This is a genomic window from Pseudomonas sp. GW456-12-1-14-TSB6 (assembly GCF_059424205.1).
In genome coordinates, this window is the sequence record NZ_JBWKZE010000032.1 from 37,563 (window position 1) to 53,033 (window position 15,471).

Below are 15,471 nucleotides of genomic sequence, written 5' to 3' on the forward strand. Positions count from 1 at the left end.
TTACAATGCGCCACCGTGCCGACCCATGAGTCGGAAAGTTCAGCCGAGGTGCTCCATGGATATCATCGAAACGATTAAAGAGCAGATTGCCAACAACACCATTCTGCTTTACATGAAAGGCTCGCCCAATGCCCCGCAGTGTGGCTTCTCCGCGAAAGCTGCGCAGGCAGTGATGGGCTGTGGCGAGAAGTTCGCCTACGTCGACATCCTGCAGAACCCGGAAATCCGCGCCAACCTGCCGAAGTACGCCAACTGGCCGACTTTCCCGCAGCTGTGGGTAGCCGGTGAACTGGTCGGCGGCAGCGACATCATGGCTGAAATGTTCGCCAACGGTGAGCTGCAGACTCTGGTCAAGGAAGCATCCGCCAAGGCTGCTGCGGCCAAGTCCGAAGCCTGATTGGCTTCTGCCCGGATTTCGGCGAGTCTGAAGTCCGGGCAATAAAAAGCCCCGCCTCTCGTAAGAGGGCGGGGCTTTTTAGTGTCTCGAGTTTAGCGCTGGCTGATTACTCGTCTTCGCCCATCTGCGATTGCAGATAGTTCTCAAGACCGACTTTATCGATCAGGCCCAGTTGGGTTTCCAGCCAGTCGATGTGTTCCTCTTCGGATTCGAGGATGTCTTCGAGCAGTTCGCGGCTGCCGAAGTCACCGACGGATTCGCAGTGGGCGATGGCGGCCTTGAGGTCGGCATGGCCGGTCTTCTCGATACGCAGGTCGCACTCCAGCATTTCCTTGGTGTGCTCGCCGATGTGCAGCTTGCCCAGATCCTGCACGTTCGGCAGGCCTTCAAGGAACAGGATGCGCTTGATCAGCTTGTCCGCGTGCTTCATCTCGTCGATGGATTCGTGGTACTCGTGTTTGCCGAGCTTGTTCAGGCCCCAATCTTCATACATGCGTGCATGCAGGAAGTACTGATTGATCGCGACCAGCTCATTGGCAAGGATCTTGTTGAGATGCTGGATGACTGTTACGTCGCCTTTCATGATGGGAGTCCTGCCCTAAGTAACGGTATATAAGGCAGAGTTTGAGCTTGGTATTTATAAGTGTCAAACCTAAGTTATTGAATAATAAATGAAAATTAATCGGAATAAGAATGTTTGTGTTCCGCGTCTAGACGCTAAGCGGTTGATTTTCAGGCATAAAAAAACCGGACATAAGTCCGGTTCTTCAAATTCGGGATAATTACGCGGCGGTAAATTCTGCCGGGTAGGGGATCGCAGCCTGGGCGGTTTGCAGCTTGGTCAGGGTTTCGCGAACCACTTCCTTCGCCAGGCACGCGCATTTGCCGCATTGGCTGGCGACGCCGGTGGCCTGACGGACTTCTTTATAGCTGCAGCAACCTTCATAGATCGCTTCGCGGATTTGTCCGTCGGTGACGCCAGTGCAGAGGCAAACATACATAAGTGAGAACCGTCGCTGGTTGTGACTCAATTGCGATGGATCTTAATGTTAACGAGAATGATTGTCAAAGTGCTTTCCGAAGGGTTTTCATCGCCAACGGCTGTGACTGACGAACGGTGGTACATGGCTGAATGCCAGCCGGGATTTCGCGAAAAACCTTTAAGGACAGTCGAAAAACGCAGTGTATGATGGTCGGCCCTTGCGAAGGGGGTTCGTGTCACAGGGCTGTCGCCTGAGGGTGGCAGGCTGGCCCGAACCCTGAACTTCAAGTTTCTACACCAGGAGATATCAATGAGCGTACTCGTAGGCAAACAAGCCCCTGACTTCACCGTCCCGGCCGTACTCGGCAATGGCGAGATCGTTGACAGCTTCACCCTGTCCTCGGCCATCAAAGGCAAATACGGCCTGGTGTTCTTCTACCCGCTGGACTTCACCTTCGTCTGCCCGTCCGAGCTGATTGCTCTGGACAACCGCATGGCCGACTTCAAGGCTCGCAACGTTGAAGTGATTGCCGTGTCGATCGACTCGCACTTCACCCACAACGCCTGGCGCAACACCCCGGTCAACAATGGCGGCATCGGTCAGGTGAAATACACCATGGCTGCCGACATGAAGCACGACATCGCCAAGGCCTACGACGTTGAGTCCGAAGGCGGCGTGGCTTTCCGTGGCGCGTTCCTGATCGACGACAAAGGCGTTGTCCGCTCGCAGATCGTCAATGACCTGCCGCTGGGCCGTAACATGGAAGAGCTGATCCGTCTGGTTGACGCGCTGCAATTCCACGAAGAGCACGGCGAAGTCTGCCCTGCCAACTGGAAAAAAGGCGACAAAGGCATGAACGCTTCGCCAGAAGGCGTTGCGGCTTACCTGACCGAGAACGCTGCTGCCCTGTAAGGCGCAACGTCGAGGTACAAAAAAACCGGCTCTTGAGCCGGTTTTTTCATGTGCGGGATTCAACCCGGCGACCCTCAGTCGTCGAAGTCTTCCCAGCCGCCCATCTGTTTCCAGCGGTTGACGATGCCGCAGAACAGCTCGGCCGTCTTCTCGGTGTCGTAACGCGCCGAATGCGCTTCACGGCCGTCGAAGTCGATGTCGGCGGCCTGACAGGCCTTGGCCAATACGGTTTGACCGTAGGCCAGGCCGGCGAGGGTCGCGGTGTCGAAGCTGGAGAACGGGTGGAACGGATTGCGCTTCATGTCCAGCCGCGCGACGGCCGCGTTGAGGAAACCGAGGTCGAAGCTGCTGTTGTGGCCGACCAGAATCGCCCGTTTGCAGCCGTTGGCCTTCAAGGCCTTGCGCACGCCACGGAAGATGTCGGTCAGGGCCGTTTCTTCGCTGACGGCCATGCGCAACGGGTGATCGAGCTTGATCCCGGTGAACTCCAGTGCCGCCGCTTCAACGTTGGCGCCTTCGAACGGCTCGACGCGGAAGAAGTAGGTGTGATCCGGGTAGACAAAACCCTTTTCATCCATGGCGATGGTGGTCGCGGCAATCTCCAGCAGAGCGTCGGTGGCCGAGTTGAAGCCACCGGTTTCTACGTCGACGACAACCGGCAGGTAGCCGCGAAAGCGTGCTGCCATTGGATGGCGCGAACCGCCGCCACCTTGACCGTCCAGTTCGTCGTCGAAATGGTCTTCACTCACGCGTGTTCCTCCAGCAGGCGCCAGCGCAGTTTTTCACCGGCGCGCAGCGGGATAACGGTCAGCTCGCCGAAAGGCAGGCTGGTCGGGGCGGTCCATTCGTCACGAACCAGGGTGATGCGATCGGTGTTCGCCGGCAGGCCATAGAAACGCGGGCCGTTGAGGCTGGCGAAGGCTTCGAGCTTGTCCAGCGCATTGCGCTGTTCGAAGGCTTCGGCATACAGCTCGATGGCGGCGTACGCGGTGTAGCAGCCGGCGCAGCCGCAGGCGGCTTCCTTGGCGTGCTGGGCGTGCGGTGCCGAGTCGGTACCGAGGAAGAACTTCGCGCTGCCGCTGGTGGCGGCGTCGAGCAGGGCTTCCTGGTGCGTATTGCGCTTGAGGATCGGCAGGCAATAGAAGTGCGGCCGAATCCCGCCCACCAGCATGTGGTTGCGGTTGTAGAGCAGGTGATGCGCGGTGATGGTCGCGCCGACGTTGGCCGAAGCCTCGTTGACGAACTGCACGGCATCGCCGGTGGTGATGTGTTCGAACACCACTTTCAGCGTCGGGAAACGCTCGACCACGCGGCGCATGTGCTCGTCGATGAAGATTTTTTCGCGGTCGAACACGTCGACGTCGCCACGGGTGACTTCACCGTGGATCAACAGCGGCATGCCGACTTCGGCCATGGCTTCCAGCGCCGGGAAAATCTTGTCGATGCTGGTGACCCCGGAATCGGAGTTGGTGGTGGCGCCGGCCGGGTACAGCTTGGCGGCGTGCACGAAACCGCTGGCCTTGGCCTCACGGATTTCTTCGGGCTGGGTGCGGTCGGTGAGGTACAGCACCATCAGCGGCTCGAAACGACTGCCAGCCGGGCGGGCAGCGAGAATCCGCTGGCGATAGCCGTCGGCTTCAGCGGCGTTGCGCACCGGAGGTACCAGGTTGGGCATGATGATGGCGCGACCAAAGGTGCGCGCGACATCCGCAACGGTATTGGTCAACACGGCACCATCGCGAAGATGAATGTGCCAGTCGTCGGGACGCAGCAGGGTCAGGCGGTCGGACATGAGGGGATTCCAGGCGGGTCAAACTGAGGCGAATGCTACCGGAAAAGACTCTTGCAGGCACTCGCTATCAAGTTTTGCGACGAGCGTCCGATATCCCATAGGTATGCCGTAAAGATGTATGTCTCGGTCTTTTTCGTTGTAGAAGCCAATGGAGCCTCCCGTGCGCCAGCGATATTTAGCCTTGCTCAGTGTGTTTGCCAGCCTTCCCGCGATGGCACTGACCTACCAGACCCGTCTGGAGAACATTGAGTGGACGGTCGAGGGCGACAAGTTCGAGTGCCGTCTGACGCAGCCGATCACCGACTTCGGCTCGGGGCAATTCGTGCGCAAGGCCGGCGAGCAGGCGACCTTTCGCCTGAACGCCTACAACGCCATGCTTGGCGGCGGTTCGGCGACCTTGCTGGCGGCGGCTGCGCCGTGGCAGCCGGGTCGTGGCGATATCAATCTGGGCACGGTTCGACTGGGCAGCGGCAACGTGCTGTTCAACAGTTCTCAATCCCAGGCCGGGCAACTGATCAGCGGTTTGATGGACGGTCGCAGCCCCGTGGTGCGCCGGGCCTCGGGCGATGGTCGGGTATCTGAAGTGCGCCTGCTGCCGGTCAAGTTCAGCAAGGCTTTTAATGACTACCAGACCTGCGTGGCGAAACTGCTCCCGCAGAATTTCGATCAGGTCAAACAATCGCAGATCGGCTTCCCCGGCGAAGGCATCGAACTGGACGCCGCCGCCAAGGCCAAGTTGCAAGTGATGCTCGAGTACATGAAGGCCGATCCGACGGTCAATCACATCGAACTCGATGGCCACTCCGATAACAGCGGCAATCGCCTGACCAATCGTGAATTGTCGCGCCGCCGTGCGCTGGCCGTGGTTGATTTCTTCAAGGCCAATGGCGTTCAGGAATCGCAGATCACCGTGCGTTTCCATGGTGAGCGCTACCCGTTGGTGCCGAACACCAATGCCGCCAACCGGGCCAAGAACCGCCGGGTCAACGTGCACCTGGCGCGAGTGGCACCGACCACTGCTCCGGCGCCCCAGGCCAGCACGCCTGCCAACACGGCGGCGACTTCCTGACCTTCCGGTCATCGTCGCCCTCTCGACAGATTCTGTCGCTTTGTCGTCTTAAGCTGTCGCGCCTCTGTAAATTATCGCGTTTGAGCGGTAGACTCCTCGGCTTTCCGTAGAACCCCGTGGAGTGATGGCATGGCGGACGTAAACAAGGTCGTTCTGGCGTATTCCGGCGGCCTGGACACTTCGGTGATCCTCAAGTGGCTGCAGGATACTTATAACTGTGAAGTCGTGACCTTCACCGCTGACCTGGGTCAGGGCGAAGAGGTCGAGCCGGCTCGCGCCAAGGCGCAGGCCATGGGCGTCAAAGAAATCTACATCGACGACCTGCGCGAAGAATTCGTGCGTGACTTCGTGTTCCCGATGTTCCGCGCCAACACCGTTTACGAAGGCGAGTACCTGCTGGGTACTTCCATCGCGCGTCCGCTGATCGCCAAGCGTCTGATCGAAATCGCCAACGAAACCGGCGCCGACGCCATTTCCCACGGCGCCACCGGCAAAGGCAACGACCAGGTGCGTTTCGAACTGGGTGCCTATGCACTCAAGCCAGGCGTGAAAGTAATTGCTCCATGGCGCGAGTGGGACCTGCTGTCCCGCGAGAAGCTGATGGACTACGCCGAGAAGCACGCGATCCCGATCGAGCGTCACGGCAAGAAGAAATCCCCGTACTCGATGGACGCCAACCTGCTGCACATCTCCTATGAAGGCGGCGTGCTGGAAGACACCTGGACCGAGCACGAAGAAGACATGTGGCGCTGGACCGTCTCCCCGGAGAAGGCTCCCGACACCCCGCAATACCTGGAACTGACCTACCGCAACGGCGACATCGTCGCGCTGGACGGCGTCGAAATGACCCCGGCCACCGTACTGGCGACCCTGAACAAGATCGGTGGCGAGCACGGCATCGGCCGTCTCGACATCGTCGAGAACCGTTACGTCGGCATGAAGTCCCGTGGCTGCTACGAAACCCCGGGCGGCACCATCATGCTGCGCGCTCACCGCGCCATCGAATCGATCACCCTGGACCGCGAAGTCGCTCACCTCAAAGACGAGCTGATGCCGAAATACGCCAGCCTGATCTACACCGGCTACTGGTGGAGCCCTGAGCGTCTGATGTTGCAACAGATGATCGACGCTTCCCAGGTCAACGTGAACGGCGTTGTGCGCCTCAAGCTGTACAAGGGCAACGTGATCGTGACCGGTCGCAAGTCCGACGATTCGCTGTTCGACGCCAACATTGCGACCTTCGAAGAAGATGGCGGCGCCTACAACCAGGCCGATGCGGCGGGCTTCATCAAGCTCAACGCATTGCGCATGCGCATCGCAGCCAACAAGGGCCGCAAGCTGTTCTGAGTCATTCGGTCCGGATGTGAAACAAAGGCCTTGTCGTAAGACAAGGCCTTTGTGTTTCTGGGTACTCCCTTCTTCAAACTGATCCGGATAAATATTATCGCTGCTTTTGCTGTGCCCGCTTCCTGCGGCGCGTTCAAACCTTTTCCACCTGGATCATGCTCATTGAATCCACGTCGTAAGAAATGCAGTAGGTAGTTCCGGCGCCTTTCTTTCCCTGTTTAAACGATTTGAAGACGTCTTCTGTTAATGGAGTGTCCGGTATCGAGTGGATCAGGAACAGGAATATTCTGAGTGAATGCTTGGAGGGGGGCGGGATTTTTTCCAATAGCGCGGCTATGTCAAGTTCGACATTTCCTCCCCTGATATCCAAGATATATAGCGTAGTGAACGACTTGTGTATTTTTACTGTGTGTAATTCTATACCGGGCTGTGTGGTTGTTCCCTGCAAGTGGGATGAAGTTTCCTCGAATGCCTTTAAAAAATTGTTGTCGTTTTCAAAGTCTGATGGTGCATAAAGGGAGCGATAGTTGAAGTTAAGAGTTATGAAGAACAGGAACGCCAGGAAGAAAGGAAAGCTGATCAGAAGCCAGATGTAGATCTTCCGCTCTTCGTTATCGAGAAAGGGCAGGGAGACCGCTGCCGAGGTCTCGGTTATCAATGCAAATATGGCAATGACGCTTATAGGGTTGGTGATCTTTCTTTTGGTTTTTAACATGTGTTCTACTCATGAAGTTGCTGTTCTCGTCGTGGGGGTTTCTAGTGGTTTGTATAGCTGGGTGTTAGATTGATGATGCTGCGCTAGTTAGCTGGTGTTTATCTGAAATATGGTTAAATTAATACAGGTATGTTGTTTCAGGTTTTTATTTTTTTGGTGGGTTGTTTTTGATAGCTTGTCAAAGTGTTGTCACGTTGCGAACGGTGGGTGGCGGGCTTTAGGTTCTCACCAGGCTGTAATTTTTTTCGGTGGTCCTTTTCTGTAGGAATAATCTTTATTGGCTGTAGGAGGTGTCTTTTGATGCCGGTGTGAATGAACTTCTCCATGCCATGAGTGAAATGACTGCGTTATTGTGCCGGTTCTAAAAATTCGAACAGCGAAACTGGACTTGCCCATGAATAAAGTGCTGATCGTGGATGATCACCCCGTCATTCGTCTTGCGGTGCGTATGCTGATGGAACGTCATGGCTACGAAGTCATTGCAGAAACCGACAATGGAGTGGATGCATTACAACTTGCCCGTGATCAGATGCCGGATATCGTAATACTGGATATCGGCATACCGAAACTGGATGGACTGGAAGTCATTGCGCGCCTTACGACAAGCGCGATGCCGTTGAAAGTACTTGTGCTGACATCCCAGTCGCCTGGGCACTTTTCCATGCGCTGCATGCAGTCGGGGGCGGCGGGTTATGTTTGCAAACAACAGGACCTGACAGAGTTGTTGAGCGCCATCAAGGCGGTTCTGTCCGGATACAGTTACTTTCCGAACCAGGCGTTGCATACCGTGCGGACCAGCCTGGGAAATGCCAGCGAGGCCGATATGGTCGATCGTCTGTCGGGGCGGGAAATGATGGTTTTGCAGCAACTGGCGCGCGGCAAGACCAACAAGGAAATTGCCGACGGGATGTTCCTCAGTAACAAGACCGTGAGTACCTACAAGACCCGATTGCTTTTAAAGCTCAATGCGCGCTCGCTGGTGGATCTGATCGAACTGGCGCAGCGCAACGGCCTGGTCTGAGGTTTTCAATGGCTGACGGATCATGGGCGGATCGGAATCAGCGAGTAGCAAAAAGAGAAAAGCCTCCGTTTCGGGAGGCTTTCAAATGTCAGAGATCAAAATCGTAATCGGCCAATTGCTTCTGCAGTCGGCGCTCCTCAAGCAGGTTGTCGATGGTTCGGCGCTTGCTGAGATTGGTCTTGGCAACTTCAACCACCGGTTCGGCGTCTTCGGCTTCGGCAGCGATGAAATCGTCGTCTACATCCAGTTGTTCTTTGCTGTCAGTCATAAGGTCAACTCCAGGCTAAGACTGCCTTTGGCGCCCCTTATATCGATATTCCAGCAGATGGTAAAAAAGATTTTTTCAATCGATAAATCAATAACTCCAATAGCCGCTCAATCGTCGGAAGTCTTGTGCTTGTACTCGCACAAATCTTCGATCCGACAGCTGCCACAGCGGGGCTTGCGTGCCAGACACACATAGCGTCCGTGAAGAATGAGCCAGTGGTGCGAGTCGAGCAGGTATTCCTTTGGCACGAACTTCATCAGCTTCTTTTCCACCTCGACCACATTTTTTCCCGGTGCAATGCCGGTGCGGTTGCTGACCCGGAAAATGTGGGTGTCAACGGCCATGGTCAACTGTCGGAACGCAGTGTTGAGCACGACATTGGCGGTTTTGCGGCCAACGCCCGGCAAGGCTTCCAGTTCTCCGCGAGTCTGCGGGACTTCGCCATTGTGCAGCTCGACCAGCAGGCGGCAGGTCTCGATCACGTTTTTGGCCTTGCTGTTATAGAGGCCGATGGTCTTGATGTATTCGGACAGACCTTCAACGCCTAACGCGTGAATGGCCGCCGGCGTATTCGCCACCGGGAACAGTTTGGCCGTCGCCTTGTTCACCCCGACGTCAGTCGATTGCGCGGACAGAATCACTGCGATCAACAGTTCGAAAGGCGAAGAATAGGCCAGCTCGGTCTTGGGTTCGGGGTTGTCCTCGTGAAACCGGCGGAAGATCTCCAGACGTTTTGCGGCATTCATGGGTGATGCGTTTCCTCGGGTAGGTCGGCAGGGCGAGCCCAGGCCTGACGGGCAGCCAGTAACAGTCCAAGCAATATGAAGGCGCCGGGCGCCAGCGTCGTGAAATGCAGACCGTCGCCGAACAGAATCAAACCTTGCCAGTGTTCCGACAAATGATGGCCGATGCTGCCCTGACCGATCAGCTCACGCAACATCGCAAGCGCAATCATCAGCGCGACAAACAGCCCGCACTGTTTCAGACGTTCACGTACAGGCTGGCGAAAAAATCCATTGTGCTCCAGCACAACGCACTGCAAGCCAATCAACCCGGCATAAAGACTGATCAATTGATGCCACTGCAGCGCAACGCGTTGCAGAACAATATCGGCGCAGCCCGCCAGGGTCGCGGCCAGCACCAGGCTGACCGGCAACAGGCTCTCGCTGCTCAGGCGCGAGCGCAGCGGTGCCATGCACAAACCGTAAACGCCCACGATAACGGTGAACATCAACAGAGTCGCCAGCGCAGCCGCCACGGAGTCGGTGGTGCCGATCAACAGCACCAGCATCATTGAGTTCGACAGAGTCGCTGACGTATTCATGGCGCGCTCCCGAGCAGAGTCGTCCGGTGTTCATCGAAGTAACGCAGGGCATCGTGGATGGCATTGATCGCCGCGCGAGACGTAATGGTTGCGCCCGCGATCTGGTCGAATTGCCCCTGATCCTTCTTCAAGGCCCATCCGGCGTCCGTCGGTTGGTTGCTCGATTTTCCGCTAAAGCGCTGAAGCCAGCCGTTTGGCCAGTCACCGATATGCCCACCCAGCGAAGGTGTTTCGTTTTGCTCAAGGGTTTTCACGCCGAGCAATCGGCCTTTGGCGTCGATGGCAATCAGCAACTCGATATTGCCGGCATAACCTTGGGTCTGGCTGCGCAGCAGCACCGCCACGGGTTGTCCGTTTTTGCTCGCCCGATAAGCGCCCAGCAACTGACTGTGGCTCAGGTTGATGTCGGTCAGCGCCAGAGGTTGTTCAAGCGGCTGATTGTCGTAACTGTCGGCCGGCAGCACGTCCAGCAGCTTGCGACTTTCAAGCAGACGCTGTTCGGCGGCGATCTGCGGCGCATTGCTGCGTTGCACCAGCCATGTCACGCCGAAACCAAGCGCGCCAATCAACGCCAGTGTGATCAGGCTGCTCGTTCGGTTCATGGCGTCACCTGCGTCTGACGGGCCATCGCGAAGCGCTCCAGCGCCGGCACGCACAGGTTCATCAACAGCACCGCAAACGCCACGCCGTCGGGGTAACCACCCCAGGTGCGAATCACGTACGTCAGCAGCCCCACGCCGATGCCGAACAGCAGGCGGGCGAGCGGACTCTTCGCCCCCGACACCGGTTCAGTGATGATGAAGAACGCCCCGAGCATGGTCGCGCCGCTCAGCAGGTGAAACAGTGGCGAGCCGTGGGAGTCCGATCCCGAACCGTTCCAGCACAACAGGCTGATCACGAACAGGCTGGCGAGCATGCCAACCGGCGCGTGCCAGCCAAACACTCGACGCTGCAACAAAAACAGTCCACCGGCGAGGAACGCCAGATTGATCCATTCAACGCCGTGCCCGCCAAAGCGACCGAATGCCGGATTACCGGCAAACAATTCATCCATGGTCAGGCTTTTATTGATGCGCACACTGTCCAGCGCGGTGGCCTGAACCCAGGCATCCGGCTGGGCGCCAAGATTGAACACCTGGCCAAAAGCCGCCGTCAGATCCATGCCATGGGCCGGCCAATGGGTCATCGGCTGAGGAAATGTCACCATGGCCAGCGCGAAGCCGAGCATGGCCGGATTAAATGGATTTCGGCCAACACCACCGTAGAGATGTTTGCCCAGCAGCAGGCCTGAGGCGATGGCCGTGACCGTCAGCCACCACGGGCAATAGGGCGGCAGCGCGATCGCCAGCAGCGTGGCGCTGACCACCGCGCTGCCATCGGTCAAGGTGAATTGCAGCGGTTGCTGGCGCAGATGAGCCACAGCGGCTTCGACACCCAATGCCGTGACGACGGAAAGGATCAGGTTGATCAACACGCCCCAGCCGTAAAACCAGAACAACGCCAGCAACCCTGGCAATGTCGCCAGCAAAACCAGCTTCATTGCCTGTTGCAGGCGTTCGTCTCTGGTTTCAAGGGATGACATGGGCTTGTACCTGCCGCTCTGCTTCTTGCAGGCGGGCGCGGGCCTTTTCGAGGATGTCGGCGGGCGTGCCGGCGCGCCGTTGCAGTTTGTCAAGGTCGGCGCGAGCGTAAGCCAGTTCGGTTTTCAGCTGACGAAGCTGGGCGTCGATCGGACGTTTCTCGACACGCACAAGCTCGGGCGCCGGTTGATCGCTGGCGGCTTCGGCGCTGTGCAGGGCCTGTTCAGCGTCACGCAGCGCTCGCTCCAGCGCGGCGATCTCGGCTGGCGGGGCCTCTGCGGTTTGTGCCTTTTTCAGCTCGGCGCGGCGCATCGCCAGCTGGATTTTTGCCCGTTTCAGATCGGCGTCCTTTGCCGGGGCGGCCACGACGGGTGCAGGTGCCGCGTTGCTTTCCAGCTTCGCCAGTGCCTGTTCGGCCGCTTCGAATTGCTGTTGCAGGACGATCAATTGCGATTGCTGATCGAAGGTCGGCGGATGACCGAATGCCTTGAGCGACTTGTTCAATTGCGCCCGGCTCATGGCCACGTCGATCTTGGCTTTTTTCAGCGCAGCATCGGCGGTCGCGGCTTTTTGTGCGCGGACCCGTTCCAGCGCCGCCTGCACCGGATCGAGCGTGGTGGCGGCGACTTCGACCTGGGCCGCGCGCTGCGCCCGGGCTTCGCGTTCGGCCTGCTTCTGCTGTTCTTCGCGTTGCAGGCGAGCGTTGCGCCGTTCGAAGCGCTGGCGGGCGTGATCACGTTTGGCCGCACGAGCCTGCTGTTCTTCAAGGCTGGTGGCCAGGCCACCCACTACCGGCAGCGTGCCCAGCGGCAGTGGATGCATCTCGATGCAGTCGACCGGGCATGGCGCCACGCATAGATCGCAGCCGGTGCATTCGTCGATGATGACCGTGTGCATCAGTTTTGCCGCGCCGACGATGGCGTCGATCGGGCAGGCCTGGATGCACTTGGTGCAGCCGATGCATTCGGCCTCGCGGATATAGGCCACTTGCGGTGGCGCCGCGCCACGACTGATATCCAGCTCCAGCACCGGGATTTTCAACAGTTCGGCCAGCGCCGCGATGGTTTCGTCGCCACCCGGCGGGCACTTGTTGATCGGCTCGCCGTTGGCGATGCCTTCAGCGTAGGGTTTGCATCCGGGATGGCCGCACTTGCCGCATTGGGTCTGCGGCAGCAAGGCATCGATGCGTTGAATCAGACTCATGTTTTGATCAGTCCACTGAATCCGAGAAAAGCCACGGCCATCAGTCCGGCGCCGATCAACAGGATCGGCAGGCCACGAAAGGGCAGGGGAATATCGTTGTCGGCCGTGCGCTCGCGCAAATCGTTGAACAGGCTCAACACCAGCCAGAAACCCAGACCGGCGCCAAGGCTCAGCGCTGTCGCATGCAACAGACCCGTGTCCGCTTGCGCGTTGATCAGCGTCAGTCCCAGCACTCCGGCATTGCCCAGCAGCAGCGGCCACAAACCATCGAATGGCAGCGCGGGGAGCCAATAAGCCAACAGCTTCAGCAACGGCGTGATCAGCAAGATGCTCAACGGCATAAACACAAACAGGCGCAGGAATTCCAGTTGCAACGGCACCAGCAGCCAATGCCAGAGCACGTAACCCGCCACACCGACAAGCAGCATCAGACACAACGTCGCCAGCCCCAGCGCGTGCACTTGTCGACGCTCACTGCCCAGCAGCGGATCGACGCCCAGCGGCCAGTGCAACACGAAGTTGTTGATCAGCGCAGCACTGAAGAGCGTAAGCACGAGTTCGGTCATGGGTCTGCCGGTGGAAGCGGGCGTGTGTCATTTAAGGTTAGGCATTATCCGGCAGCCGTGAAGGGTGGGCCAGATATGAAAAATCCCACAGGCGCACGGAGCACGCCTGTGGGATTTGTCAGGGCAGAATCTTACTTGATGCGCTGACCCGGTTTGGCGCCGCTGTCCGGGCTCAGCAGGTAAATTTCTTCACCGCCAGGGCCGGCCGCCATCACCATGCCTTCGGAGATGCCGAACTTCATTTTCCGTGGCTTGAGGTTGGCGATCATCATGGTCAGGCGGCCGTCGAGCTTCGACGGATCCGGGTAAGCACTCTTGATCCCCGAGAACACGTTGCGTTGCTCGTCACCGATATCCAATGTCAGGCGCAGCAGCTTGTCTGCCCCTTCAACGTGTTCGGCCTTGACGATCAGCGCGACGCGCAGGTCGACGGCGGCGAAGGTGTCGAAGTCGATTTCCGGCGACAGCGGATCCTTGGCCAGTTCGCCATTGCCGGCAGGCGCGGCGGCGCCGGTGTCGGTCTGGCTGGCGGTCAGGTCTTCTTTCGAGGCGTCGGTCATGGCTTGCACTTTCACCGGGTCGATGCGGGTCATCAACGGCTTGAATTCGTTCAACTGGTGGTTGGCCAGCAGGGTGGTATGGTCGTTCCAGGTCAGCGGGGCGACGTTGAGGAACGCCTCGGCATCGGCGGCCAGCACTGGCAGCACCGGTTTGAGGAAGATCACCAGCTGGCGGAACAGGTTGATCGCCGTGGCGCAGACCGCCTGGACTTCATCCTGCTTGCCTTCCTGCTTGTTCAGCGACCATGGTGCCTTGTCGGCGATCCAGGCGTTGGCGCGGTCGGCCAAAGCCATGGTTTCGCGCATGGCACGGGCGAAGTCGCGCGCCTCATAGGCGTCGGCGATGCTCGGCGCGGCAGCCAGGAAGGCTTCGGTCAGTTCCGGTGCGGCGTTGGTGTCCACCAGCAGACCGGCGTTGCCCTTCTGGATGAAACCGGCGCAACGGCTGGCGATGTTGACGACTTTGCCGACCAGATCGGAGTTGACCTTCTGCACGAAGTCTTCGAGGTTCAGGTCGAGGTCGTCCACGCCACGGCCCAGCTTGGCCGCGTAGTAGTAGCGCAGGTATTCCGGCGACAGGTGATCCAGGTAGGTACGGGCCTTGATGAAGGTACCGCGGGACTTGGACATCTTCTGACCGTTGACGGTCAGGTAGCCGTGCACGTTGATCCCGGTCGGCTTGCGCAAACCCGCACCTTCGAGCATCGCCGGCCAGAACAGGGCGTGGAAGTTGACGATGTCCTTGCCGATGAAGTGGTACAGCTCGGCGGTGGAGTCCTTGCCCCAGAACGCGTCGAAGTCCAGCTCCGGCGTGCGGTTGCACAGGTTCTTGAAGCTGGCCATGTAGCCGATCGGCGCGTCCAGCCACACGTAGAAGTACTTGCCCGGCTCGCCCGGGATCTCGAAACCGAAGTACGGCGCATCGCGGGAGATGTCCCACTGTTGCAGGCCGGCGTCCAGCCATTCGGCGATCTTGTTGGCCACGGCGTCCTGCAGGGTGCCGCTGCGGGTCCAGGCCTGGAGCATTTCCTGGAAGTCCGGCAGCTTGAAGAAGAAGTGCTGGGAATCCTTGAGCACCGGGGTGGCGCCGGAGATGGCCGACTTCGGATCCTTCAGGTCGGTCGGCGCGTAGGTTGCACCGCATTTTTCGCAGTTGTCGCCGTACTGGTCTTCGGTGCCGCATTTCGGGCAGGTGCCCTTGATGAAGCGGTCGGCCAGGAACATTTTCTTTTCCGGGTCGAAATACTGGGTGATCGAACGTTGGGCGATGTGCCCGGCGTCACGCAGTTTCAGGTAGATCTGGCTCGACAGCTCACGGTTTTCTTCGGCGTGAGTGGAGTGGAAATTGTCGAAGTCCACCAGGAACTCGGCAAAGTCGGCGCTGTGTTCAGCCTGGACGTTGGCGATCAGTTGTTCCGGGGTGATGCCTTCCTTTTCCGCGCGCAGCATGATCGCCGAACCGTGGGCGTCGTCGGCGCAGACATAAATGCACTGATTGCCGCGATGCTTCTGGAAGCGCACCCACATATCGGTCTGGATGTATTCCAGCATGTGGCCAAGGTGGATCGAACCGTTGGCGTAGGGCAGGGCGCTGGTGACGAGAATCTTGCGTGGTTCGGACATGTGGGGCTTCGCTACTTGATGAAACGGAGGTCGGCCACTATAAAGCGCCGGGAAAGATATTTCACCTCTGCAAATCGTTGCCGGGCATGCCGTCCGGAGGACAGAAGGGGT

18 protein-coding genes are annotated in these 15,471 nt (G+C 58.5%); 5 read left to right on the forward strand and 13 right to left on the reverse strand.

The window, feature by feature from the left end; all coding sequences use genetic code 11:
• Positions 1-55: 55 nt before the first annotated feature.
• Positions 56-397, forward strand: a complete 342-nt coding sequence (grxD, locus tag AC07Y2_RS24070) for a Grx4 family monothiol glutaredoxin (RefSeq protein ID WP_039765841.1) — start codon at positions 56-58, stop codon at positions 395-397.
• Positions 398-503: 106 nt separating this feature from the next.
• Here grxD and bfr read toward each other — a convergent pair whose 3' ends face one another.
• Together bfr and AC07Y2_RS24080 are read right to left on the reverse strand one after the other, a co-directional pair.
• On the reverse strand, positions 504-980 hold the full coding sequence (bfr, locus tag AC07Y2_RS24075; RefSeq protein ID WP_011335740.1) for a bacterioferritin: 477 nt from the start codon (positions 978-980) through the stop codon (positions 504-506).
• A 199-nt stretch (positions 981-1,179) separates the two neighbouring features.
• The gene (locus tag AC07Y2_RS24080; protein WP_007953193.1) at positions 1,180-1,398 is read right to left on the reverse strand and encodes a bacterioferritin-associated ferredoxin; all 219 of its coding nucleotides are present in this window, start codon (positions 1,396-1,398) and stop codon (positions 1,180-1,182) included.
• A gap of 291 nt (positions 1,399-1,689) precedes the next feature.
• Here AC07Y2_RS24080 and AC07Y2_RS24085 point away from each other — a divergent pair, with 291 nt between their 5' ends.
• On the forward strand, positions 1,690-2,292 hold the full coding sequence (locus tag AC07Y2_RS24085; protein WP_007953195.1) for a peroxiredoxin: 603 nt from the start codon (positions 1,690-1,692) through the stop codon (positions 2,290-2,292).
• Between the two features lie 74 nt (positions 2,293-2,366).
• On the opposite strand, the gene rnt is transcribed toward AC07Y2_RS24085, so the two are convergent.
• Together rnt and pyrC are read right to left on the reverse strand one after the other, a co-directional pair.
• Positions 2,367-3,041 (reverse strand): ribonuclease T, encoded by a 675-nt coding sequence (gene rnt / locus AC07Y2_RS24090; RefSeq protein ID WP_007953196.1) that lies wholly within the window; start codon positions 3,039-3,041, stop codon positions 2,367-2,369.
• Entirely contained in the window at positions 3,038-4,084 is a 1,047-nt protein-coding gene (gene pyrC / locus AC07Y2_RS24095) for a dihydroorotase (RefSeq protein ID WP_039765844.1), read from the reverse strand. Before pyrC ends, rnt begins: the two co-directional genes overlap by 4 nt.
• 160 nt (positions 4,085-4,244) lie before the next feature.
• Between pyrC and AC07Y2_RS24100 the strand changes: the two genes are divergently transcribed.
• Positions 4,245-5,153, forward strand: coding sequence for a flagellar protein MotY (locus AC07Y2_RS24100; RefSeq protein WP_103387013.1), 909 nt, complete (start codon positions 4,245-4,247; stop codon positions 5,151-5,153).
• 129 nt (positions 5,154-5,282) lie between these two features.
• Entirely contained in the window at positions 5,283-6,500 is a 1,218-nt protein-coding gene (locus AC07Y2_RS24105) for an argininosuccinate synthase (RefSeq protein ID WP_007953201.1), read from the forward strand.
• A 133-nt stretch (positions 6,501-6,633) separates the two neighbouring features.
• On the opposite strand, the gene AC07Y2_RS24110 is transcribed toward AC07Y2_RS24105, so the two are convergent.
• The gene (locus AC07Y2_RS24110; RefSeq protein ID WP_039765847.1) at positions 6,634-7,215 is read right to left on the reverse strand and encodes a hypothetical protein; all 582 of its coding nucleotides are present in this window, start codon (positions 7,213-7,215) and stop codon (positions 6,634-6,636) included.
• Between the two features lie 394 nt (positions 7,216-7,609).
• Between AC07Y2_RS24110 and AC07Y2_RS24115 the strand changes: the two genes are divergently transcribed.
• The gene (locus AC07Y2_RS24115) at positions 7,610-8,236 is read left to right on the forward strand and encodes a response regulator transcription factor (protein WP_007953203.1); all 627 of its coding nucleotides are present in this window, start codon (positions 7,610-7,612) and stop codon (positions 8,234-8,236) included.
• 88 nt (positions 8,237-8,324) lie between these two features.
• Here AC07Y2_RS24115 and AC07Y2_RS24120 read toward each other — a convergent pair whose 3' ends face one another.
• The 8 genes from AC07Y2_RS24120 to metG form a co-directional block, all read right to left on the reverse strand.
• Positions 8,325-8,504, reverse strand: a complete 180-nt coding sequence (locus AC07Y2_RS24120; RefSeq protein WP_039765850.1) for a PA3496 family putative envelope integrity protein — start codon at positions 8,502-8,504, stop codon at positions 8,325-8,327.
• Positions 8,505-8,611: 107 nt separating this feature from the next.
• Positions 8,612-9,250, reverse strand: coding sequence for an endonuclease III (nth, locus tag AC07Y2_RS24125; protein WP_074688465.1), 639 nt, complete (start codon positions 9,248-9,250; stop codon positions 8,612-8,614).
• Complete coding sequence (locus tag AC07Y2_RS24130; RefSeq protein WP_074688463.1) at positions 9,247-9,828, reverse strand: Rnf-Nqr domain containing protein; 582 nt, start codon at positions 9,826-9,828, stop codon at positions 9,247-9,249. Before AC07Y2_RS24130 ends, nth begins: the two co-directional genes overlap by 4 nt.
• The gene (locus AC07Y2_RS24135) at positions 9,825-10,430 is read right to left on the reverse strand and encodes an RnfABCDGE type electron transport complex subunit G (protein ID WP_103387012.1); all 606 of its coding nucleotides are present in this window, start codon (positions 10,428-10,430) and stop codon (positions 9,825-9,827) included. The genes AC07Y2_RS24130 and AC07Y2_RS24135 overlap by 4 nt, the downstream gene beginning before the upstream one ends.
• Positions 10,427-11,410 carry an RnfABCDGE type electron transport complex subunit D gene (locus AC07Y2_RS24140; RefSeq protein WP_103387011.1) on the reverse strand — a complete coding sequence of 328 codons (984 nt, stop codon included), beginning with the start codon at positions 11,408-11,410 and terminating at the stop codon, positions 10,427-10,429. Before AC07Y2_RS24140 ends, AC07Y2_RS24135 begins: the two co-directional genes overlap by 4 nt.
• A complete protein-coding gene (gene rsxB / locus AC07Y2_RS24145; protein WP_103387010.1) occupies positions 11,397-12,611 on the reverse strand; it encodes an electron transport complex subunit RsxB in 1,215 nt (404 codons plus the stop codon). The genes AC07Y2_RS24140 and rsxB overlap by 14 nt, the downstream gene beginning before the upstream one ends.
• Complete coding sequence (locus AC07Y2_RS24150; RefSeq protein ID WP_103387009.1) at positions 12,608-13,177, reverse strand: electron transport complex protein RnfA; 570 nt, start codon at positions 13,175-13,177, stop codon at positions 12,608-12,610. Before AC07Y2_RS24150 ends, rsxB begins: the two co-directional genes overlap by 4 nt.
• Before the next feature lie 131 nt (positions 13,178-13,308).
• The gene (gene metG / locus AC07Y2_RS24155) at positions 13,309-15,360 is read right to left on the reverse strand and encodes a methionine--tRNA ligase (protein WP_039765864.1); all 2,052 of its coding nucleotides are present in this window, start codon (positions 15,358-15,360) and stop codon (positions 13,309-13,311) included.
• Between the last annotated feature and the right edge of the window lie 111 nt (positions 15,361-15,471).